Raw genomic sequence first — 20,432 nt, 5'->3', positions numbered from 1 at the left:
CGCGCCGTGATGGCGGTCGCGGCGCGCACCGGCCTTTATCACCCACCGCGAAGAGCCCCCGCCCGAATGGGTGGTGTACCGCGCGCTCTTCCTCCGGCGCTTCGATACTGGGTTCCCCGTCCGCGTAGAGAGGGAGCCGGAGAATGCCTCTCGTCGGTCTCACCGTCGTCGAACCCCGCCTTGCCTGGCCGCTGGCCGCCGTCCGCGGCGCTTTCGCCATCCTGTTCGGCATACTCGCGCTCATCTGGCCCGGCGCCACCGTCCTGGCCCTCGCGATCATTTACGGCATTTACGCGATCATCGACGGCGTCGGCGGCCTGATGCAGGCCTTCCGGCCGGGCGACGCCGCCCATCGCGCCGCCTACGGAGTCCTTGGCGTACTCGGTATCGCCGCCGGTGTCCTGGTGCTGCTCTGGCCGGGGATCACGGTGCTGGTGCTGGCCTTCCTCGTCGGGTTCTGGGCGATCTTCACCGGCATCGTCGAGATCGTCGCCGCGATCCGGCTGCGCAAACAGATCGAGGGTGAGGCCTTCCTCATCGCGGCGGGCGCGCTCTCGCTGATCGCGGGCATCGTGATCGTGATCAACCCGATCGCGGGCGCCTACGGGATCGCGCTGCTGGTCGGGATCTACGCCCTGCTGTACGGCGTGATGCTGCTCGTCCTGGCCTTCCGGCTTCGGAAGCTCACTCAAGCCTGAAAGCCTGTTGCAAGTGGACCCGGGCCCCGGCGCGGCGCAGGTTCGACAGGCTCGGCGAGCCTTCCACCGCCGTCGCGACGGCGAAGCGGTGCCCTTCGCGGGCCGCCGCGGCGAGACCATGCGTCAGCAGCCGTGCCTGCGCGCCCTTGCCGCGGTGGGCCCGCGGTGTGGCAGATCCGCCCAGGAGGACGCCGGGCCCATGCGAACTCAGAGCCGCGGCGGAGATCGGCACGCCGTCCTCGACCAGCAGCGACCGCCGGATCCGCAGATCGGAGTGCTCGGCGGCGATGAACTCCGTCACGGCGCCGCCGCTCTCGTACCCGTCGAGCAGGACGCGGAGGAACACGTCGATGTCGGGTGAGTCATCGACGTTCGCGTCCGTTGTCGCGAGTTCGGTAAGCGGGAGGACCGCGATCGGGCGGACGCTGTCGGGCACGAGATCGGACGGGTTCAAGCCCGGTGGCAGTACGAGTGTCGGCCGGTCTCCGTCCCAGCACGAAGCGCCGGCGAGCCGGATGGCCGACGGCAGGTTCTCCTCGGTGACGCCGGAGATCGTGCGCAGGAACCGCAGCTCCGGAGCCGTGGCCAGCACCACGAACAGCCCGTCTTCGCGCCAGGCTTCGAAACGGCCGGGGAGCCCCGCCGCCGTGGCCGCTTCACAAGCGACGACGGCACGGGCGTGGATCACTTCTTCGGCTTCGGTCAGCACGACCCGAACGTAATAGGGATTAGGCTGAACCGGTGAGCCAGCCGATCCTGTTGACCGTCGACGACGATCCCGCCGTGTCCCGTTCGGTCGCCCGCGACCTGCGCAAACGGTATGGGAAGGACTATCGGATCATCCGGGCCGATTCCGGTGCCGACGCCCTCGAAGCCCTGCGCGAGATCAAGCTGCGCGGGGACGCCGTGGCCGCGATCCTCGCCGACTACCGGATGCCGCAGATGGACGGCATCGTCTTCCTCGAGAAGGCGATGGACCTGTTCCCGAACGCCCGCCGCGCGCTGCTGACCGCCTACGCCGACACCGACGCCGCGATCCAGGCGATCAACGTCGTCGACGTCGACCACTACCTCCTCAAGCCGTGGGACCCGCCGGAGGAGAAGCTCTACCCGGTCATCGACGCGCTGGTGGAGACCTGGCGCGCGGTGGGGGAGCGGCCGGTCGACGAGATCAAGCTCATCGGCCACCGGTACTCGTCGCCGTCGTTCCACCTGCGTGACTTCCTGGCGCGCAACGCCGTGCCGTACCGCTGGTACTCCGTCGACGACGACGAGGGCCGCCGCATCCTCGACGCGGCGGACGCGGCGCCCCAGGACATCCCGGTGCTGGTCACGCCGGATGGCACGGTGCTGCGCCAGCCGTCCGGACCCGAACTCGCCGACGCCGTCGGGCTGTCCACGCGCCCCGCGCAGGAGTTCTACGACCTGATCGTCATCGGCGGCGGGCCCGCCGGGCTCGGGGCGGCCGTGTACGGCGCGTCCGAGGGGCTGCGGACGGTGATCGTCGAGCGCAAGGCCACCGGCGGGCAGGCAGGCACCAGCTCCCGCATCGAGAACTACCTCGGCTTCCCGGACGGTGTTTCCGGCGCGCAGCTCACCGACCGCGCGCGGCGGCAGGCACTCAAGTTCGGCGCCGAGGTGCTCACCGCCCGCGACGTCGTGGGCCTGGAGGCGCGCGGTTCCGCACGAGTGGTCCTGTTCGGCGACGGGACCGAGATCTCCGCGCATTCCGTGGTGCTCGCCAGCGGCGTCAACTACCGCGCACTGGAGGCTCCCGGCGTCGCCGAGCTCGCCGGCAGCGGCGTGTACTACGGCTCGGCCGCCACCGAGGCGCCCGAGTGCAAGGGCGAGCACGTCTACATCGTCGGCGGCGCGAACTCGGCGGGCCAGGCGGCGGTGTTCTTCTCCAAGCACGCCGCCGACGTCACCATCCTCGTCCGCGGCCAGTCGCTCGAAGCGTCGATGTCGCACTACCTGATCGAACAGATCGCCGCGATCGGGAACATCCACGTCCGCACCCGCACCACGGTGGTCGAGGCACACGGCGACGATCACCTCGAACAGCTGACCCTGTGCGAGAACGGCGGCGCGACCGAGACCGTGCCCACCGGCCACCTGTTCATCTTCATCGGCGCGGCGCCGCGCACCGACTGGCTCGGCACGGAGATCCAGCGCGACGACCACGGTTTCGTGCGGACCGGCCCGGATCTGCTCACCGATGGCGGCCCACCGCCGGGCTGGACGCTGGATCGCGACCCGCACTACCTGGAGTCGTCCATCCCCGGCGTGTTCGTCGCGGGCGACGTCCGGGCCGCGTCGGTGAAGCGCGTCGCGTCGGCCGTCGGCGAAGGCGCGATGGCCGTCACCCTGGTTCACCGTTATCTGGAGGAGCAGTGAGCGTTCTACCCAGGGAAGAAATGCGAGGGCTCTTCCTCTTCGAGCACCTCAGCGAAGAACAGCTGGACTGGATCGACGAGCACGCCGTCCTGGAGCGGTACACCGGCGGCACCACGGTCATGCGCGAGGGCGAGCCGGCCACCTGCTTTTACCTCCTGCTGTCCGGCGCGCTGCGGATGACGCGGCTCGTCGGCGGCACCGAGGTCGAGACGACCCGGTCTGACCAGCGCGGCGCGTACTGCGGTGCGACGCAGTTCTTCGTGCACCAGGAGACCGAACACACCTACGGCGCTTCGGTGCACGCCGTCAGCGACCTCACCTTCCTGACGCTGCCCGCGGCCGAGTTCGCCACCGAGTTCCGCCGCTGGTTCCCGATGGCGACGCATCTGCTGGAGGGCATGTACCTCGGCTGGCGCAACAGCGACACCGTGATCGGCTCGCGGCGGCGGCTGCTCGCGCTCGGGGAGCTTTCCGCCGGGCTGACCCACGAACTCAACAACCCGGCCGCCGCCGCCGTCCGCGCGACGGCGTCGCTGCGGGAGCGGGTCGCCGGGATGCGGCACAAACTCGCGATGCTGGCGAAGAAGAACGTCGACCCGACGCTGCTGGAGCAGTTGCTGGAGATCCAGGAACAGCTGGTCAAGCAGGTCTCCTCGGCGCCGAAGCTGACCGCGATGCAGCAGGCCGACCGCGAGGACGAGATCGGCGACTGGTTCGACGACCACGGCATCGACCAGGGCTGGGACCTCGCTGACATCTACGTCCGCGCCGGGCTGACCGTGCCCGACCTGGACAGGCTGCTCGACTCGGTCGGGGAGACCTTCATCGACGGCGCCGTCCGCTGGCTCGCGTACGCGCTCGAGACCGAGATGCTGATGGGCGAGATCGAGGATTCGACGACCCGCATCTCGGTGCTGGTCGGCAAGGCCAAGCAGTACTCCCAGATGGACCGCGCGCCGCACCAGTGGATCGACGTCCACGAAGGGCTCGACTCCACCCTCGTCATGCTGGCGGGCAAGATCGCGCCGGGCATCCGCGTCGTGAAGGAGTACGACCACACGGTGCCGAGCATCCCGGCGTACGCGGGCGAGCTGAACCAGGTGTGGACGAACGTCATCGACAACGCGCTGGGCGCCATGGGATCCGAGGGCACGCTGACTTTGCGGACGTCCAGAGTGGACGATCACGTGCACGTCGAGATCGGCGACACCGGGCCGGGGATCTCGGCGGAGGTGCGGCAGCGGATCTTCGAGCCGTTCTTCACCACGAAACCGGTGGGGCAGGGGACCGGGCTCGGCCTCGACATCTCCTGGCGCATCGTCGTCGAACGGCATCAGGGCGACCTCCGGGTCGACTCGGCGCCGGGCGACACGCGGTTCACCGTGTGCCTGCCGGTCTCGGAGCAGTCCGTGATCTGATTTTCCTTCTATCCCAACGTTTCGTCAGAAACTGACGACTCCTTTCGTTCATCGATCGTTCACTTCGAAATGGCTCGCCCGCGCGTCAAAAGAGTCGAACGGGCTGAAGGATCAAGCCGGTGAACGAGGGGGTGGGCCGGTGAAACGCCGTCTGTCGATCGGTCTGGCAGTGGTGCTGCTGCTGGCCGTGGTCGCCGTGATCGTCTGGGGCCGGGGCGGTGACGAGAACACCGCGCGGGGAACGGATCTGACCACGGTGCGCGGCGTCATCGGGTCGGAGAAGCTGGCCTTCTTCTCCGACAAGCGGGTGGCGGACGCGTTCGCCAAGCACGGCCTGAAGGTCGAGGTGGACACCGCCGGGTCGCGGCAGATCGCGAGCATGGACCTCGGCGCGTACGAGTTCGCGTTCCCGTCCTCGTCACCCGCCGCGCAGCGGATCCAGCGCGACCACAAGGTGACCGGCGTGCACACCCCGTTCCAGTCGCCGATGGCGGTCGCGACCTTCGAGCCGATCGTGAACCTCCTGAGCGCCAACGGGATCGTGCGCAAGGGCGCCGGGGACTACCAGGTGCTCGACATCGCGAAGTACCTGGAACTCGCGCAGAAGGGCACGCGCTGGGACCAGCTCCCCGGCAACACCGCCTTCCCGGCTCGCAAGAACGTGCTGGTCACGACCACGGACCCGCGTGAATCGAACTCGGCGGCGATGTACCTGTCGATCGTTTCCTTCGTCGCCAACGGGAACAACGTGGTCAGCACGCCCGAGGCCGAGGCGAAGGTGCTGCCGGGGGTGTCGAAGCTGTTCATCGACCAGGGCTACACGCAGAACAGCACCGAAGGCCCGTTCGAGGACTACCTCGCCGCCGGGATGGGCAAGACGCCGATGGCGCTGATCTACGAGTCGCAGTTCGTCGACAGGCTGGTCCGCGCCGACGGCTCGATCCGGCCGGACATGCGCCTGCTCTACACGGCGCCGACGGTGTACTCCAAGCACACGCTCGTCCCGCTGAAGCCGAACGGCGACCAAGTGGGCAGGCTGCTGGCGACCGACCCGGAGCTGGGGAAACTGGCCGCCACGTTCGGTTTCCGCACCGGAGACCCGCGCCTGTTCGCCGACGTCGTCGCCGCGGCCAAGGCGCCGGTGCCCGCCGATCTGGTGGACGCCGTCGAGCCGCCGTCGTACGAGACGCTGGAGCGTCTGCTCGACGCGGTCAAGAAGCAGTACTGATGGACGATTTCACGCTCACTCCACCCGAACCGGTGGAGGCGATCCCGGCCGAGCGGGCGGCCGGCCTGGTCACTCTCGGGCCGGAGGTCCACGCCGAGGTCGCGCGGCGCGCGGAGAAGTTCGCCGAACGGCTCGAAGCGCTCGACGTCCGATCGCCGGAGTTCACCCGCGTGCTGGACGAACTGCTCGCGGTCGGCGAGTCGGACATGCGCGCGGCGGCGACCGTCGCGGGGGCGCTGCTGGACCGTTCGACCAGGGCGCTGGCGGAAATCGAGTCACCACAACAACAGGCGACCGTGAGCCTGGCCGGGCTCCGGCGGACCGTCGCGGAGATCGACCCGGCGAAACTGCCGATCACCGGCCGCAAGCTGATGGGGTTGATCCCGGTCGCGGGCAGTGCGAAGAAGGCGCTGGACCGCTACCGCGCGGCCAACGAGCCAGTGAACGCGCTGGTCCTGGACCTGCGAGCACGGCAGGACGTCCTGCGGCGCGACAACGCGGCGCTCAAGGGCGAGCGGGAACGGCTGTGGGCGACGCTCGGCAAACTGTCGGAAGCGGCTGCGTTCGCCGAGGCCGTCGACACGGCTGTCGACCGCCAGGCGGGGATCTTCGACTTCACCGATCCCGCGCGGGCCAAGTCCCTGCGGGCCGACGCGCTGCATCCGATCCGGCAGCGGCATCAGGACCTGCTGACCCAGCTCGCGGTGAGCGCGCAGGGCTACCTGGCGCTGGACCTGGTGCGGCGCAACAACGACGAACTTATCCGCGGGATCGAGCGGGCGGTGTCGACCACGGTCGCGGCGTTGCGGGTCGCGCTGCTGGTGAGCGGCGCGCTCGCCGGGCAGCGCGACGTCCTCGACGAGGTCCGGGCCGTGCAGGCGACCACCGACGGGCTGATCAGGGCGAACGCCGAGATCCTGGAACTGCGCAGCGCCGAGATCCAGCGCGCGGGCAGCGATCCGGCGGTGGCGGTGGCGACGATCCGCGAGTCGTTCGACCGGATCTATCGCAGCATCGACGCGATCGACGAGTTCAAGGCGGGAGCCGTCTCGACGATGGCGGCGACCGTGGAGGCGTTGTCCGGGGAGATCCGGCGGGCCGAAGACCATCTGCGCCGGTCTCACGAGACGGCGACGGCCGAGGGGGCATCGTGAAACGTTGGATGATCGCCACGCTGGCGGCGGTTTGCGCGCTGTCACTGGTTTCCTGCGGTTCGAGCGAAGGCGGGACGCGGGGCCTGGGGGAGGCCGAGCCGGGGACCTTGCGGGTGCTCGCGGGCAGCGAGCTGGCGGATATGCAGCCGCTGCTGGAGCAGGAGGCTGCCGCGATCGGGGTCAAGGTCAAGTTCCAGTTCACCGGGACGCTGGAAGGCACCGAGTCGCTCGGAGGAGGGAAGGTGGACGGCCAGTACGACGCCGTCTGGTTCTCGTCGAACCGCTACCCCGCGGCGGTTCCGGAGGCGGCGAAACGGCTGGGCGAACAGGTGAAGATCATGAGCTCGCCGGTGGTGCTCGGACTGTCCACGTCGGCGGCGCAGCGGCTCGGCTGGACCGGGCGGCCGGTCGGCTGGGGCGAGATCGCCGAGCAGGCCGGGAAGAAGGCGTTCACCTACGGCATGACCGATCCGTCGGCGTCGAACTCCGGCTTCTCGGCACTCGTCGGGGTCGCGTCGGCGCTCGCGGGCGCGGGCAACGCCATCGACGCGCAGCAGATCGCTTCCGTCACCCCGAAACTGACCGAGTTCTTCAGCGCGCAGGCGCTGTCGGCGGGCTCGTCCGGCTGGCTTTCCGACGCCTACCAGCGGCGGGCGAGCGGTCAGGATCCCGGCAAGAAGGTCGACGGGCTGATCAACTACGAGTCTGTCCTGCTGTCGATGAACGCGAGCGGGAAGCTTCCCGAACCGCTGACGCTGGTGTACCCCTCCGACGGTGTCGTCACCGCGGACTATCCGCTGACGTTGCTGCAGAGCGCGAATTCCGACGCGCGGGACGCGCACCGCAAGCTGGCCGAGCGGCTGCGCACGCCGGACACACAGCGCAAGATCATGGAGACCACGCAACGTCGTCCGGTCGTCCCGGGTGTCCAATTGGGACAGCAGTTCGCCCAGAAAGACCTGGTGGAGCTGCCGTTTCCCGCGACACAGCAGGCCGTGGACGCGTTGCTGGGCGCCTACTTCGACAAGATCCGGCGTCCGTCGCGGACGCTGTACGTGCTCGACACCTCCGGTTCCATGGCGGGCGACAGGATCGAATCGCTGCGCACCGCGCTGATCGGGCTGACCGGCGCCGACGGCTCCTTGACCGGCCGCTACCGCCGGTTCCGCAGCCGCGAAGAGGTCACGATGCTGCCGTTCGACACCGTGCCCGGCAGCCCGGAGACGTTCGTGGTGCCGGAAGGCGATCCGCAGCCCGCTCTGGACAAGATCAAGCACTTCGCCGAAGACCTCGACGCGAACGGCGGCACGGCGATCTACGACAGTCTGCAGCGCGCGTACGACATCATGGGCCCGTTGGTCGCGCGCGATCCGGACCGGTTCACTTCGATCGTGCTGATGACCGACGGGGAGAACGCGAGCGGTTCCACCTTCCAGGACTTCCAGCGGAAGTTCCCGTCGCTGCCGGAGGTGATGCGGCAGATCCCCGTGTTCACCGTGATCTTCGGCGAGGGCGATTCCGCCGAACTCGGCGAGGTCGCGAAACGCAGCGGCGGCAACGTGTTCGACGCGCGAGGCGACGTGCTGCCCAAGGTGTTCCAGGAAATCCGCGGCTACCAATGATCAAGTATCTCGGCTCCACGAAGAACCTCGCCGGCTGCGTCGGCGGGCTGATCGGGCTCGCGCTGTACCTGACCGGCGTCGTCGGCGGGCTGTGGCCGGTGGTGATCGCCGGGTTGTACGCGGTGTTCGCCTTGTTCGCGCCGCCCGAGCTGGTCCGGTTGGTACCGGTGGACGTCGTCGCCGAGGCCGGGCAGCTGCGCGCGGACCTCGAGGCGCTGGTGGGCAAGGTGACCGCGCAGGCGCAGCGGATGCCGGAGTCCTCTGTGGACGGTATCCGGCGGATCGCCGGGATTCTCGACGACCTGTTGTCGCGGCCGGAGCGGTGGACGGCCAACCCCGACGTCCAGCATGCCGTCACCCGGTTGGCGCGAACCGACCTGCCGCTTTCCGTGGAGACCTACCTCAACCTGCCGTGGTGGTTCGCCGCCAAACGACGGGCCGGTGGTGAGCCGAGCGCGTCCGAGGAACTCCTCGCGCAATTGGAACTGCTGGAGACCGAAGCGCACCGCATCGCGGAACGGTTCTACGCCGGCGACGTCCATCAGCAGGCTGACCACTCGCGATACCTGCGCGAGCGAGGCGAGGCCTGAGACGGTCCCGATCAGCGGTAAGCGAGAAGAAGTCTGCCGGTCGTTCTGCATGGGCAAGCCGGAGTTCCCGCGCTGAACTGGAGGACGCCGATCCGGTCGTGGTCGGTATCCGTCTCTCCCAGGGAGTTCAGACGTGCGCAAACTCAGACTCGGGGCGGCTGTGCTGGCCGCGGTCATGGTGTGTCTCGCCGGTGGTGTCCCGGCGAACGCCGAGCAGCGCGGCGACCATTGCGTCGCCGATACGGCGACCCAGGTGATCCGGTGCTTCGACAGCGTCGGAGAGTCCCTCGCCGCGGCCTCGTCCGGCAAGGTCGGCGCCTCCGCCACGGTGATCAGCGTGCTGTACGAAAACGCGAACTTCGGTGGCGCGAGCGTCGCGATCACCGGATCGCCGTGCGTCGAAAGCACCAACCAGACCATCGGCTTCCTCGGTGACTGGAACGACAAGATCTCCTCCTTCCAGACCTTCCAGAACTGCTACATCACGATGTACGAGCACGCCGAATACCAGGGCGGCTCCCAGGAGTGGTACGCCAACGACAGCGGCAACTACGGGTCGAACATGAACGACCGCGGCAGTTCCGTGGTGTACTCGCGCGGGCCGTCCCGTGCCGAATTGCTCAAGGACTGCGGCCGCGCCACCAAGAACTGCAACGCCCACGTCGACCAGCGTGGCCAGGACTTCTACGGCAGCTGGGGCCGCGTCGACACGGTCTACAACTGCAGCGCCAACAAGATCACCCAGGTGATCGGCAGACGCGACACCCGCAGCGGGAAGAACACGGTGTCGAACGAGATCAGCGTGAGCGCGGGCTTCGAGTTCCTCGTCGACTGGTCGGTCGCCTACAAACGCACGTGGGGCCAGGAATGGGGCTGGGAGACCAGCGAAAACGTCGAGACCCGGATCGAGGTGAACCCCGGCTACTGGGCGGGCCTGGACCGCTCACCGGTGATGCGGGTGGCCGACGGCTCCTATGACATGTGGTACGACAAGCGCAGGTGGGGCCACAACCAGTGGTACGTCTGGAACTTCAGCGGTGAAGGCCCGGCCCCGGGTGTCGTCGGCCAGACCCGGACGGTCGGCAAGAAGATGACGTCGGACGAGAAGAAGAAGGTGTGCGGGAAGTCGGCAGGGCTCGTGCGGTCCTCCGCCGCTGCGCAGGCTGAAAGCGTCGCGGCTGCGCCTGTCGTGCCTCCGGTGCGTGTCGCGGAGGGACGTCTGCACAGCTGATCCGGTCGGCGGCCGATGGTCACGCGCGTGGCTATCGGCCGCCGAGCCGCGGCAGGGTCAGCGTGGTCACCGCGGTCGTCACCCAGCCCAGGAGGTCGCCGAGCGGGATGGTGGACAGCTTTTCCGGCCATTCCTCCGCCAGCGCGTGCAGGACGAAGTGCCCGTCGTGCGCCTCGACCGCGGTGAGCCGGATCCCCCGCGGGAGTTCCGGCAGGGGCAGCACGATCGGCTTGAGTCTCGCCGGGGGCCCGAACCGTCGGCGTCCGATGTGGACGGACATCGGCCGGAGCACGACGGCGTCGTCCTCCACAGTGGGCTCCAGCGCCAGATGTCCCCAGCGGGGCCGCTTTTCCCAGCGGATGTGGAAATGGCCGTCCTCGCCGGGGGTCACGATGATGCCCGGCCGGACTTCGGCCACGCGCGCCTGAAGAACTTCGGGGGACACCCGGATCGCCATCTTCACCTGTTCGGGGATGGCGGACGGGGACGGGAGCGAGCGGAGCCGGACGTTCGACGCCAGGACGGTGATGCGCCTCAGCGGGGTTTCCGGCCAATCGACGTCCTCGACGACGATGCGGACGTCACCGATCCGGCCGGTGGCGGCCAGGCTGAGGCTGTCGGCCTGGTAGTCGAGCCCGGTCAGGGTGAGCCCGACGTCCTGCCCGTCCACTTTGGTGGTCAGCCGCCGCCCGACCAGCTGTTCGGTCACGGTCTTCAGCACCGCGGCCGGGGTCACGGGCACATTCGGCAACAGCGCCCGCCCGGCGGCGGCCAGGCCGAACAGCTCGGGAAGGGGGTTCAGCTCGAACCATCTGCCGTCGCTCATCCGTCCAGTGTCGCCGAACGGGACGCCGAATGCCGCCGCAGGGGGTCAGCGGGCCGCGAAACGGGCGATCACGCCCGCCAGGATCACCCAGAACGCCGCGGCCAGGCCGTAGTCGAGGATGACCGCGAGATTCGGGTCACTCACCGGGAAGAGTCCCGGCCAGAACAACGCCAGCGGCTTGGCCAGCGCTTGGATGAAGATGAAGAAACCGTTGCCCGCGTTGGCTCCCGCGAGCACCATGACCATGTACAGCAGCTCGATGAAAGCGAACAGCGCGCCGATGCCGGTGATGACCCGCACGGCCGTGTTGCTCCTACTGGTGGTTCGCCATCTGGACATGCCGCGAAAGTTCCCGGATTCCGTCGTGACAAACGTTTCAACGGCCAAGTTGCGCCGATCGGCCGTACCCACGTACTCCTCGCAGTGCACCGGTGACCGTCAGGAACCGTCTGGCAGGCGTGCGGTGCTTTCGCGCAGGACGACGTGGCCGCGGACTCGCTCGATCCGGGCGCGGCCGGCGCGGTCCGGCAGCATCGCCAGCTCCAGTACCCGTTCGCCGAGGTCCTCCAACGGCAGCGCGACCGTGGTCAGCGGCGGGGTCAGGTCACGGATCGTCGGGATGTCGTCGAACCCGGCGAGCGAGACGTCGCCGGGTACGCCGATACCGTGGTCGCGCAGGGCGGCGAGCGCACCCGCGGCCATGACGTCGGTCGAGGCGAAGACGCACGTGGCGCGCAGGCCTCGACCGATGAGTCGCTGAGCTGCTTCGTAGCCGCCGTCGCGGGTGAAGGGTGCCTCGACGATGTCTTCGCGCTCCACCGTGACACCCGCGTCAGCGAGGGCTTCGAGGAAGCCGCCGACGCGGTCGACGACCGTGGTGAGCAGCGGGGGACCGGACAGCACGGCGAACCGGCGGTGCCCGAGCCCGAGCAGGGCCCTCGCCAGGTCGGCGGCGCCTTCCCTGTTCTCCGGCAGGACCGCGTCGGCCCGCAGACCGCGGTGCCTGCTGATCACCGCGACCCGTCCGCCGGTGGCGCGGTAGCGGTCCAGCTCCTGGCGAAGGCCTTCCTGACGCTCCTGGTCCTCGAAGCCGGAGCCGATCAGCAACATCGCCCGCACGCGGTGTCCGCGCATCATCGAGGTGTAGGCGACCTCGCGGTCCGGGTCGCGGAACGTGCTGCCGAGGACGACCTGGAGATCGTGACGGTTCGCCGCGCGCATCACCCCGCGCGCGATGCCGGCGAAGTACGGGTCGCCGACGTCGTGGCAGATCACCCCGACCGTCCGGCTGGTCGAACGGGCCAGCGCCTGCGCGTGCGCGTTGGGGGAGTAGGCCAGCCGTTCGGCCGCCCGCTCCACCCTGTCGCGCAGGGCAGGGCCGACGCTCGCGGTGCCGTTGAGCACCCTGGACGCGGTCGCGAGCGAGACCCCGGCCGCCTTCGCGACGTCGCCGAGGGTGCTCTGGGCCTGTTGGACCATTCGTGCTCCTCCCCCTTGACCCCTGTGGCCTGCGGATTCTACGGTACGCCAGAAAGCGCTTTCAGAAAGCGTTTTCGTCCCTGGGGGTCGGTGCGGGAGGTTCGATGAAGATCACTCGCCGGGACAAGGCGGCCGAAGGCCTGCTCGAACGGACATGGCGGCCGGTGGCCCTGCTCGCCGTCTTGGTGCTCCTCTGGCAGCTGGTGACGGCCACCACCGGACTCATCGAGCCGTACCTGGTGCCTTCGCCCGCGGCCACGATGGACGTCCTGATCGGGCAGTGGCCGTATCTGTGGCAGCACACCTGGGTCACCACCTACGAGACTGTGCTGGGCTTCGTGCTCGCCGCGCTCGTCGGCGTGCTCACCGCGGTGGCGCTGGTGTCGTCGGCCACCGTGGAGCGGACGGTCTACCCGGTACTGCTGTTCGCGCAGGTCATCCCCAAGATCGCGATCGCGCCACTGTTCGTGGTGTGGCTCGGTTTCGGCCTCGAGCCGAAAGTCCTCATCGCCGTGCTGATCGCGTTCTTCCCGGTGGTGATCTCGATGGTCACCGGGCTGAAATCGGTCGACCCGGAGATGCTGCAACTCGCGTCGGTGATGGGCGGCGGTCCGCTCAAGACTTTCTGGAAGATCCGGTTCCCCGCCTCGCTGCCGCAGCTGTTCGCGGGGCTCAAGGTCGCCGTGACGCTGGCCGTCACCGGTGCGGTGGTCGGCGAGTTCGTCGGCGCCAACGAAGGACTCGGCTACCTGATCCTGCAGGCCAACGGAAATCTCGACACCCCGATGCTGTTCGCCGGGCTGATCGTGATGTCCGTCGTCGGCGTCGTCCTGTTCGTCCTGCTCGAAATCGCCGAACGCCTCGTGCTGCCGTGGCACGCGAGCCGCCGGGCCGAGGCCGTCACCACCATCTAGCAAGGGGTTGCGATGAGGAAACCAGCGATACTCGCCATCCTGCTCGCCGCGACCCTGGTGATCGCCGCCTGCGGTGGGGGAAGCGGAACCGGTTCGGACACCAAGGCGGTGACCCTGACCCTCAACTGGTACCCGTACGGCGAACACGCGCCCTTCTACTACGGCGTCAAACAAGGGATCTTCGCCAAACACGGGATCGACCTGAAGATCCAGGCCGGACAAGGCTCCGGCAAGACCGTGCAGGCGACCGCCGCCGGCCAGACGGACTTCGGCTGGGCCGACACGTCCGCGCTGGCCGTCGCCGTCGAACAGGGCGTGGCGGTGAAGAGCGTCGGCGTGTTCCTGCAGACCACTCCCGCGTCGGTCCAGTTCTTCCAGGACGAGAACATCACCAAGCCGCAGGACCTCAAGGGACGCAAGGTCGCCACCACCGCCGGTGACGCGCTGACGAAGACGTTCCCCGCCTTCCTCAAGCAGAACGGGATGGCCGAGACCGACGTCGAGATCCAGAACATCGACCCGGCGGGCAAGATGGCCGCGGTCCTCGCTGGCCGCGTCGACGTCCTGCTCGGCTTCGCCTCCGACCAGGGGCCGACGATTCAGGAGAAGGCCGGGAAACCAGTCTCCTATCTGCGGTTCTCCGAATTCGGGCTGAACTACTACAGCAACGGCCTGGTCACCTCGGGGAGCACCCTCACCAAGGATCCGGACCTGGTGAAGCGCATGGTCGCCGCCACGGCGGAGGCCTGGTCGGCCGCGGAGAAAGATCCGCAGGCCGCCGTCGACACGATGAAGGGGGCTTCGCAGCAGCTGCCGTCGCCCGCCGTGCTGCTGGAGCAGTTCAAGACCACGGTGACGTTGTTGCACACCGACGCGACCAAGGGTTCCGGGCCGGGCGTGAACTCGGCCGCGGCCTGGAAGGCGACGATCGACACGTTCCTGCGGACCGGCGTGATCTCCAAGGCGCGGGAACCGGGCGTGTACTGGGAAGAAAGCGTGGTACCCAAGGGATGACTGTGACACTCAGGACGGCCGCGGTCGAACTCGACTCCGCCGCCGTGCGCTTCCGGTCCAAGAAAATCGACGTCACGGCGATCAGCGGGGTTTCGCTGGCGATCGAGCCCGGCGAGTTCGTCTCGATCGTGGGGCCTTCGGGCTGCGGGAAGTCGACGCTGCTGAAGCTCGTTTCCGGTCTGCTCAAACCGTCTTCGGGCGCGGTGAAGCTGCTCGGCGAACCGGTCACCGGGCCGCGGCACGACATCGGTTACGTCTTCCAGCGCGCGGCACTGCTGGAGTGGCGTTCGGTCCGACGCAACATCCTGCTGCAGGCGGAGATGCGCGGGATGGACGGCGCCGAGGCGGCCCGCCGGGCCGACGAACTCATCGCCATGACCGGACTCGCCGGCTTCGAGGACGCTCTGCCCCACGAACTCTCGGGAGGGATGCAGCAGCGGGCCGCGTTGTGCCGCGCGCTGCTGCACCGGCCGCGGGTGCTGCTGATGGACGAGCCGTTCGGCGCACTGGACGCGCTCACCCGCGAGCAGATGAACGTCGAACTGCGGCGGATCTGGGGTGAAACGGGCACCACCGTCCTGCTCGTCACGCACTCCATCGCCGAAGCGGTCTACCTGTCGAACCGGGTGGTGGTGATGACCGCCAGGCCGGGGTCGGTGCGGGAGCTGATCCCAGTGGACTTGCCGGAGGAACGGGAGTATTCGGAGACGCTCGCGCGGCCTGAATTCAGCGCTGCCACCGCGCACATCCGGCGGCTGCTCGGCTAGCCCTCGAGTGGTGCGCCCCGCCACTGCCAGCCGGTGCGGGAGGGCCGTCCGGGAAGTTCCGTCCGGTCCGTCGCCCACAGCAACGCCGCCCAGGGGTCGACATCGTCGGCGTCGACCTCCGGGAACATCCGCGCGAGCACTCGCGAACAGACGTCGCGCGGCGGACCGAGGGTGACGCCGAGCCCCCTGGCCATGTCCTCGCCGTGGACCAGAGCCTCAACACAGCCCATCCCGGCGAAGCCCTCGATGTCGGCGTATCCGCTCGGGTGGAAGGCGCGCACGTCCGGGGCCGCCGTGCGGAGGATCGCGCTCAGGATGCCGCTGCCGACCGTGATGAACTCCAGAAGTTCCGACGGCGTCGCCGCTTGATCGGCGACGGATTCGAAGCAGACGAAACGCGGCGTCGACGGCCGCGCGATCAGCAGTCCCGCGTAGGAGATGAGGCAGTCGCCGAGGTGCTCGGCCGTTCGCCAGGCGTTCAGTTCGCCGGTGCCCGGTGCCGCAGACCAGTCACGACCCGACGCCTGACGTAGTCCGTCGACGACACTCGCCATCGCCGCGTCGAGGTCGCCGGGTGTGACTGTCATCGTGGCATCAGCTCAAAGGTGTCGGAAACGCGACCGGACCGCGGCGGCCGCTCTTCCCGACCGCGCGGACACCGAAGAACACGTTGTCCTTCGACAGATCCACTTTAGCCTCGGTCGTGTCTCCGACTCTGATCGCGTGTGTCCATTCGGCCTCCGTCGTCTCCCGCCAGACTACTTCGTAGCCGGCGAGATCCGGGTCGGTTCCGTGCCGCCACACCAGATCCGTGGCGTTCGTCAGCTGATTCGTGCGGATCCGGACGTCTTCGGGCGCGCCGGGTGCGGTCGCCAGCGACCACAGTGCGGCGGCGTTCACCCGTGCGACCCTGGCGATGAACGGGAAGTCGCAGAACTCCGGCAGGTCGCCGAACTGCTTGCCGTTCTCCACCCGGACGTCCTGGTGCTGGTGCGCGTAGTCCTCGTGCGGTTCGGTGAACCGTGCGGCCGGATACCCCTGCTCCAGGAACGGGATGTGGTCGCCGCCGCGGAGATAGCGGTCGCGCCGGTAGATCACCCGCACGGACATGCCTGTCGCGTCGTTCTCCGCGACCGACCGCACGAACCGGGCCAACTGGCGGGAAGGCGAATCGTTCTCGCCGCCGACCGCGCGCCGGATGTCGGCCTGTGCCGGGGTTTCCGACGTCGGCACACCCTCGGCGAACAACCGGATCGTGCGCGGGTCACGGGTCCCGTCGTCCGCCCTGCTCGACCCGACGATGTCGTTGGTGAACATCGCCTGGACGTTCGTGCCCGCTGCCTTGTACTGCGTGGCCATGTGCCGCGCGCCGAACAGGCCTTGTTCTTCGCCCGCGACCGCCGCGAACACGATGGTCGCGGCCGGGCGGCGAGTGGCCAGCACCCGGGCGAGTTCCATCACGACGGCCACTCCGGAGGCGTCGTCGTCGGCGCCCGGAGCGTCCTTTGTCGCGTCGAGTGGATCCGAACAGCGCGAGTCGTAGTGGCCTGACACGACGTAGACCCGTTCGGGCGTGGTGGATCCGCGCAGGGTGGCGACGACGTTGGTGATCGTGGTGGCGACGGGGATCCGGGGCGGTGCGGGCGGCTGCACGTACGACTGCAACTCGACGTTCATCCGGCCGGCCGACTTTTCCGCGGACCTCCTCATCTCCGCGAAGATCCAGTCGCGGGCTGCGCCGATTCCCCGGACGGGATCGGTCTGTGACGACAACGTATGCCTCGTCCCGAAGGCGGCGAGCCGGCGTACGGTGGCCTCGATGCGGTGTTCGTCTATTTCCCGCAGAATCGTCCGTAGTTCTGCGTCGGGTCGTTGTGGTGAGAGGGTTTCTCCGGGGCCGCGATCGCCCAGTTCTTCGGCACCGGCCGGGACTCCAGCGAAAGCGACTGCCGACAGTGCTGTCGATGAAAGTGCGGCGGACGTGGACAGGAAAACTCGTCTGGACCTTTCCTTAGCCATTCTTCGTTCCTACGCGCCCCGCCGTCGGGCGTCTACCCGCGAAAGGATGAGCGGGCGGGCGTGCACCGTGGCTGCCGGTTCCCGTGCTCAGGACGAGGGTGTCTCGTCCTCGGGTTCCGTGCGGGGATCGTGGAACGGCTCTGGTGCTGTCTCGTAGGTATCGCCGCTCGGCGTGGTGATGATCATGCCGCCGTTGCCGGTGGGTTCGGCCGACCAGCCGGGTTCCTCGCGAAGCAGGTTGTGGCTCTTGCAGTGCATGTGGCAGTTGTGGTGGTCGGTCTTGCCGTCGCGGGCCCGGGGGACGATGTGGTCGATCTCGGAGAACTCCGCGGGCACGTGGCAGCCCGGCTGGGTGCATTCGCGGTCCCTGGCCATGATCAACCGTGCCAACGAGGCCGGTGCCCGATATTTGTCGGCGCCGGCTTCGAGCAATTGGCCGGTCGCGGGGTTGGTGATCAGCCGCGACCAGGTCGAATCGGGGTCGGACGCGATCTCGCGGGCCAGCCAATCGGGGATGGGCCCGTAGCCGGCGAGCGTCGCCGGGTCCTTGCGCGCGCCGATGAGCGTCAAGTAGTCGACGTAGACATGGATGTGTGCCCGGGGCTTCCCGTGACCGTCTTCGGCCAGCAGGCGTTCGGCGAAGATATCGGCGCGATGCTGGTCGAGGGTCCGGTATTTGTCCTTGTTCCGCCGGGTTCGGGCGGCCCGGCTCATTGAGGCGTAGATGGAACCGGCGACCTCCGTGGGGAGATGGCCGGAGAGCGTGGACATGGTCTCGTCCTTGTGTTCCAACGAGATATGCCGCAGAGCGCGTTTCTTGGCGGCCCGTTCGCGATATCCGTCGGGGTCGAACTTCTGCACGGCGTAGCTCACCGAACCCCGGATCGCGCCGGGATCGCGATCGGCGAGACGCCCGTCCAGCCAGGCGTCGACCTGGGCCGCCACCTCGTCCGACACTTCCCGGGTCAGTTGCATGACCTTGGAAGCCTTGTACAGGTCGATATCGCCACGATCCAGTGCCGCCAGCGTGAACGGCAGGCGGGCGACCAGAGCGCAGGAGGTTTCGACGAGCAGGCTCGCGTGATTGCGGGTGACCGAGAAGCGCAAGGCGACCTCCTCGGTCGCCGATCTTCGCGAACCACCGACAGCGGCGAATTCGGCTAACGCGCGCACCTGACGCGCCTGCGCCTGACGAAGCAGAATCTCTTCGTCGAACGCGGTGTCAAGAAAGCGAGCGGCTTTCGGATTAAAAGCGAGAGTTGTGGTCATGGCCACGACGATACGCAAAGACAAATTCGAAGACCATCAAAATCGCGGCCGGATTTGCAAAAGATCGTGAGGTTACCTGTCACGACATATGCCGGTCGGTTTTGCGGGGCGATGGCCGGACCCCGCCACCGGCTGCCGCGGATCACCTCACTCGCGACTTCCGAGCACCCCTATGAGGGCTGAAGCGAGGAGGGCGACGGCACGATCGTCGTCTTCGGCAAGGTCTCGCAGGACATTCTGCGCGAGAGCGGGCGGCATCTCGGCCAAGGCCTGGGTGAGGCGCATTCGCGTCGCGGGGTCCGCGGCGGGTGCGGCGAGCTCGCCGGTCAGCTCGCTCATGATCCGGTCCGCACACCCGGCGTCCCGTGCCAGGGTTCCGAGGACCTCGGCCGCCTCGACGTCGGTCGTGCCCTCGACCACCATGCGGACGAGCGACGGCACGGCCGCGGTCCGGCCACGCGAACCCACGGCCAGCGCGGCACGGCCGCGGACCGTCGCGTCCGGGTCGCCGAGCGCCTCCGTCAGTGCCGCGGTCGCCTCGTCACCGGGCATCTCGGCGAGCGCGTGGACCGCGCGCCGCCGGATGTCGACGTTCTCCGAACGCGCGCCGGACGCCAGGCTCGCCACACCGTCACCGCCCGCCCTCGCGAGAGCCCACCGCAAGGCTCCGGCGACGTTCGGATCGGCTTCGGCGAGAACCGCCCCGGCCAGTAGCTCGGTGGGCAACGGCACGTCTTCGGCCGGGGCCAGGACGGTCTGCTGCCGTCGCGCGGCGTGGGGCGAGTTGAGCCCGTGCAGGAGTTCGACGATGCGCAGGACCCCCTCCCAGCCGAAGGGGGCCGAGGCATCGACCGCACGCAGCCGATCGAGCAGCTCCTGTTCTCGTTGCAGGCGCTCCTCGGTCCGCCGGATGAGGTCGCCGACCAGATCGGACGGCTCGAAGGCGGGGTCCTCCAGGGCGCGGCCGATCTGGCGCAGCGACAAACCGAGGGTCCGCAGGCTCTCCACGTGGAAGATCCGGCGGATGTCCTCGTCGGAGTACTCGCGGTAGCCGCCGACGGTCCGGCCCGTCGGCCGCACCAGCCCGAGGGAGTCGTAGTGCCGGAGCATCCGGCTGCTCACCCCCGAGCGGCGCGCCACCTCACCGATCAGCATCATGTTCCCCGGCTCGTTCCGGGCCGAGCGCGGCGATCCGTTTCGCCTCGTCGACGGCAGGGTCGAAATCGGCGTCCGGGTCGCGCAGGAGCCGCTCCGTGGCGCGGGCGTGCGCGCGCACCTCGGGGTCGGCACTCGCGAAACCCACTCGCAGAGCGGGCTCGATCTCGTCCCGGAGTGCGACGAGTGCCCTGCTGAGACTCAGCCGCATTTTCCGGTCGCCGCGGCCGAGCTGAGCGGCGAGGTCGCCGGCCAGCCGATTCCGCTCCCCGTCGGGGACGAGGACGACGGCGGCCCGCCACGCACTGCGCGCGACCTCGTCGTCGGCGTCGTGCAGCAGCGACAGGGTGATCGCGGGCCAAGTGGTGCTGTCCCTGATCTTGGACAGCGTGTGCAACGCCTGACTGCGGGCCTGGGCGACCTTGGAACCGAGCTCCGTCAGAAGCGCGGGCACCGTGCTCTCCGACGGCAAGCGGGTCAACGCCCAGGTCAGCATGTCCCGCACGAAGAAGTCCGGCTCGATCGAGCACCGCGCCACGAGCGCGTCGACGAACCCGACGTCCGGGTACGTCCCGGCCGCCAGAGCCGCTTGGAGCCGTGCCGACGAGCTCTCGGAGCCCAACGCGCCAAGCAGGCGCATGTCCGGTGAAG

At 68.8% G+C, this 20,432-nt stretch carries 20 protein-coding genes; 11 read left to right on the top strand and 9 right to left on the bottom strand.

Going from position 1 to position 20,432, the window contains the following annotated elements; translation table 11 throughout:
* Positions 1–143 precede the first annotated feature (143 nt).
* A complete protein-coding gene (locus tag ACZ6YV_RS38300; protein WP_465514279.1) occupies positions 144–698 on the top strand; it encodes an HdeD family acid-resistance protein in 555 nt (184 codons plus the stop codon).
* Here ACZ6YV_RS38300 and ACZ6YV_RS38295 read toward each other — a convergent pair.
* The gene (locus tag ACZ6YV_RS38295; RefSeq protein WP_465514278.1) at positions 685–1,407 is read right to left on the bottom strand and encodes a hypothetical protein; all 723 of its coding nucleotides are present in this window, start codon (positions 1,405–1,407) and stop codon (positions 685–687) included. The two genes, ACZ6YV_RS38300 and ACZ6YV_RS38295, sit on opposite strands and share 14 nt — an antisense overlap.
* Positions 1,408–1,439: 32 nt before the next feature.
* Here ACZ6YV_RS38295 and ACZ6YV_RS38290 point away from each other — a divergent pair, with 32 nt between their 5' ends.
* The 7 genes from ACZ6YV_RS38290 (at position 1,440) to ACZ6YV_RS38260 (ending at position 10,338) form a co-directional block, all read left to right on the top strand.
* Complete coding sequence (locus tag ACZ6YV_RS38290; RefSeq protein WP_465514277.1) at positions 1,440–3,095, top strand: NAD(P)/FAD-dependent oxidoreductase; 1,656 nt, start codon at positions 1,440–1,442, stop codon at positions 3,093–3,095.
* The gene (locus tag ACZ6YV_RS38285) at positions 3,092–4,513 is read left to right on the top strand and encodes an ATP-binding protein (RefSeq protein WP_465514276.1); all 1,422 of its coding nucleotides are present in this window, start codon (positions 3,092–3,094) and stop codon (positions 4,511–4,513) included. The genes ACZ6YV_RS38290 and ACZ6YV_RS38285 overlap by 4 nt, the downstream gene beginning before the upstream one ends.
* Before the next feature lie 139 nt (positions 4,514–4,652).
* A complete protein-coding gene (locus ACZ6YV_RS38280) occupies positions 4,653–5,741 on the top strand; it encodes a hypothetical protein (RefSeq protein WP_465514275.1) in 1,089 nt (362 codons plus the stop codon).
* Complete coding sequence (locus ACZ6YV_RS38275) at positions 5,741–6,895, top strand: toxic anion resistance protein (RefSeq protein ID WP_465514274.1); 1,155 nt, start codon at positions 5,741–5,743, stop codon at positions 6,893–6,895. The genes ACZ6YV_RS38280 and ACZ6YV_RS38275 overlap by 1 nt, the downstream gene beginning before the upstream one ends.
* Before the next feature lie 8 nt (positions 6,896–6,903).
* Positions 6,904–8,517 carry a substrate-binding domain-containing protein gene (locus tag ACZ6YV_RS38270; protein WP_465514291.1) on the top strand — a complete coding sequence of 538 codons (1,614 nt, stop codon included), beginning with the start codon at positions 6,904–6,906 and terminating at the stop codon, positions 8,515–8,517.
* A complete protein-coding gene (locus ACZ6YV_RS38265) occupies positions 8,514–9,107 on the top strand; it encodes a hypothetical protein (RefSeq protein WP_465514273.1) in 594 nt (197 codons plus the stop codon). The genes ACZ6YV_RS38270 and ACZ6YV_RS38265 overlap by 4 nt, the downstream gene beginning before the upstream one ends.
* A 133-nt stretch (positions 9,108–9,240) precedes the next feature.
* A complete protein-coding gene (locus tag ACZ6YV_RS38260) occupies positions 9,241–10,338 on the top strand; it encodes a peptidase inhibitor family I36 protein (RefSeq protein WP_465514272.1) in 1,098 nt (365 codons plus the stop codon).
* A gap of 31 nt (positions 10,339–10,369) precedes the next feature.
* Here the strand turns inward: ACZ6YV_RS38260 and ACZ6YV_RS38255 are convergent, their stop codons facing one another.
* The 3 genes from ACZ6YV_RS38255 to ACZ6YV_RS38245 form a co-directional block, all read right to left on the bottom strand.
* Positions 10,370–11,164 (bottom strand): LmeA family phospholipid-binding protein, encoded by a 795-nt coding sequence (locus tag ACZ6YV_RS38255; RefSeq protein WP_465514271.1) that lies wholly within the window; start codon positions 11,162–11,164, stop codon positions 10,370–10,372.
* A 45-nt stretch (positions 11,165–11,209) separates the two neighbouring features.
* Positions 11,210–11,464, bottom strand: a complete 255-nt coding sequence (locus ACZ6YV_RS38250) for a hypothetical protein (protein ID WP_093932065.1) — start codon at positions 11,462–11,464, stop codon at positions 11,210–11,212.
* Between the two features lie 138 nt (positions 11,465–11,602).
* A complete protein-coding gene (locus tag ACZ6YV_RS38245; RefSeq protein ID WP_465514270.1) occupies positions 11,603–12,643 on the bottom strand; it encodes a LacI family DNA-binding transcriptional regulator in 1,041 nt (346 codons plus the stop codon).
* 104 nt (positions 12,644–12,747) lie between these two features.
* On the opposite strand from ACZ6YV_RS38245, the gene ACZ6YV_RS38240 reads away from it, so the two are divergent.
* The 3 genes from ACZ6YV_RS38240 to ACZ6YV_RS38230 are packed head-to-tail and all read left to right on the top strand — an operon-like array spanning position 12,748 to position 15,338.
* Positions 12,748–13,557, top strand: coding sequence for an ABC transporter permease (locus tag ACZ6YV_RS38240; protein ID WP_465514269.1), 810 nt, complete (start codon positions 12,748–12,750; stop codon positions 13,555–13,557).
* A 12-nt stretch (positions 13,558–13,569) separates the two neighbouring features.
* The gene (locus ACZ6YV_RS38235) at positions 13,570–14,571 is read left to right on the top strand and encodes an ABC transporter substrate-binding protein (RefSeq protein WP_465514268.1); all 1,002 of its coding nucleotides are present in this window, start codon (positions 13,570–13,572) and stop codon (positions 14,569–14,571) included.
* Complete coding sequence (locus ACZ6YV_RS38230) at positions 14,568–15,338, top strand: ABC transporter ATP-binding protein (RefSeq protein WP_465514267.1); 771 nt, start codon at positions 14,568–14,570, stop codon at positions 15,336–15,338. The genes ACZ6YV_RS38235 and ACZ6YV_RS38230 overlap by 4 nt, the downstream gene beginning before the upstream one ends.
* On the opposite strand, the gene ACZ6YV_RS38225 is transcribed toward ACZ6YV_RS38230, so the two are convergent.
* From ACZ6YV_RS38225 to ACZ6YV_RS38205, 5 genes are all read right to left on the bottom strand, one after another.
* A complete protein-coding gene (locus tag ACZ6YV_RS38225) occupies positions 15,335–15,925 on the bottom strand; it encodes a maleylpyruvate isomerase mycothiol-dependent enzyme family protein (RefSeq protein ID WP_465514266.1) in 591 nt (196 codons plus the stop codon). The two genes, ACZ6YV_RS38230 and ACZ6YV_RS38225, sit on opposite strands and share 4 nt — an antisense overlap.
* Before the next feature lie 7 nt (positions 15,926–15,932).
* Positions 15,933–17,048, bottom strand: coding sequence for a M28 family metallopeptidase (locus ACZ6YV_RS38220; protein WP_465514265.1), 1,116 nt, complete (start codon positions 17,046–17,048; stop codon positions 15,933–15,935).
* 396 nt (positions 17,049–17,444) lie between these two features.
* Entirely contained in the window at positions 17,445–18,626 is a 1,182-nt protein-coding gene (locus tag ACZ6YV_RS38215; RefSeq protein ID WP_465514264.1) for an HNH endonuclease signature motif containing protein, read from the bottom strand.
* A 147-nt stretch (positions 18,627–18,773) separates the two neighbouring features.
* The gene (locus ACZ6YV_RS38210; RefSeq protein ID WP_465514290.1) at positions 18,774–19,781 is read right to left on the bottom strand and encodes a HEAT repeat domain-containing protein; all 1,008 of its coding nucleotides are present in this window, start codon (positions 19,779–19,781) and stop codon (positions 18,774–18,776) included.
* Positions 19,768–20,421, bottom strand: a complete 654-nt coding sequence (locus tag ACZ6YV_RS38205; protein WP_465514263.1) for a HEAT repeat domain-containing protein — start codon at positions 20,419–20,421, stop codon at positions 19,768–19,770. Before ACZ6YV_RS38205 ends, ACZ6YV_RS38210 begins: the two co-directional genes overlap by 14 nt.
* Between the last annotated feature and the right edge of the window lie 11 nt (positions 20,422–20,432).

This window comes from Amycolatopsis sp. NPDC102522 (assembly GCF_055584485.1).
The sequence above is the reverse complement of the archived record's forward strand: the minus strand, read 5'-3'. Positions and strand labels throughout refer to the sequence as shown.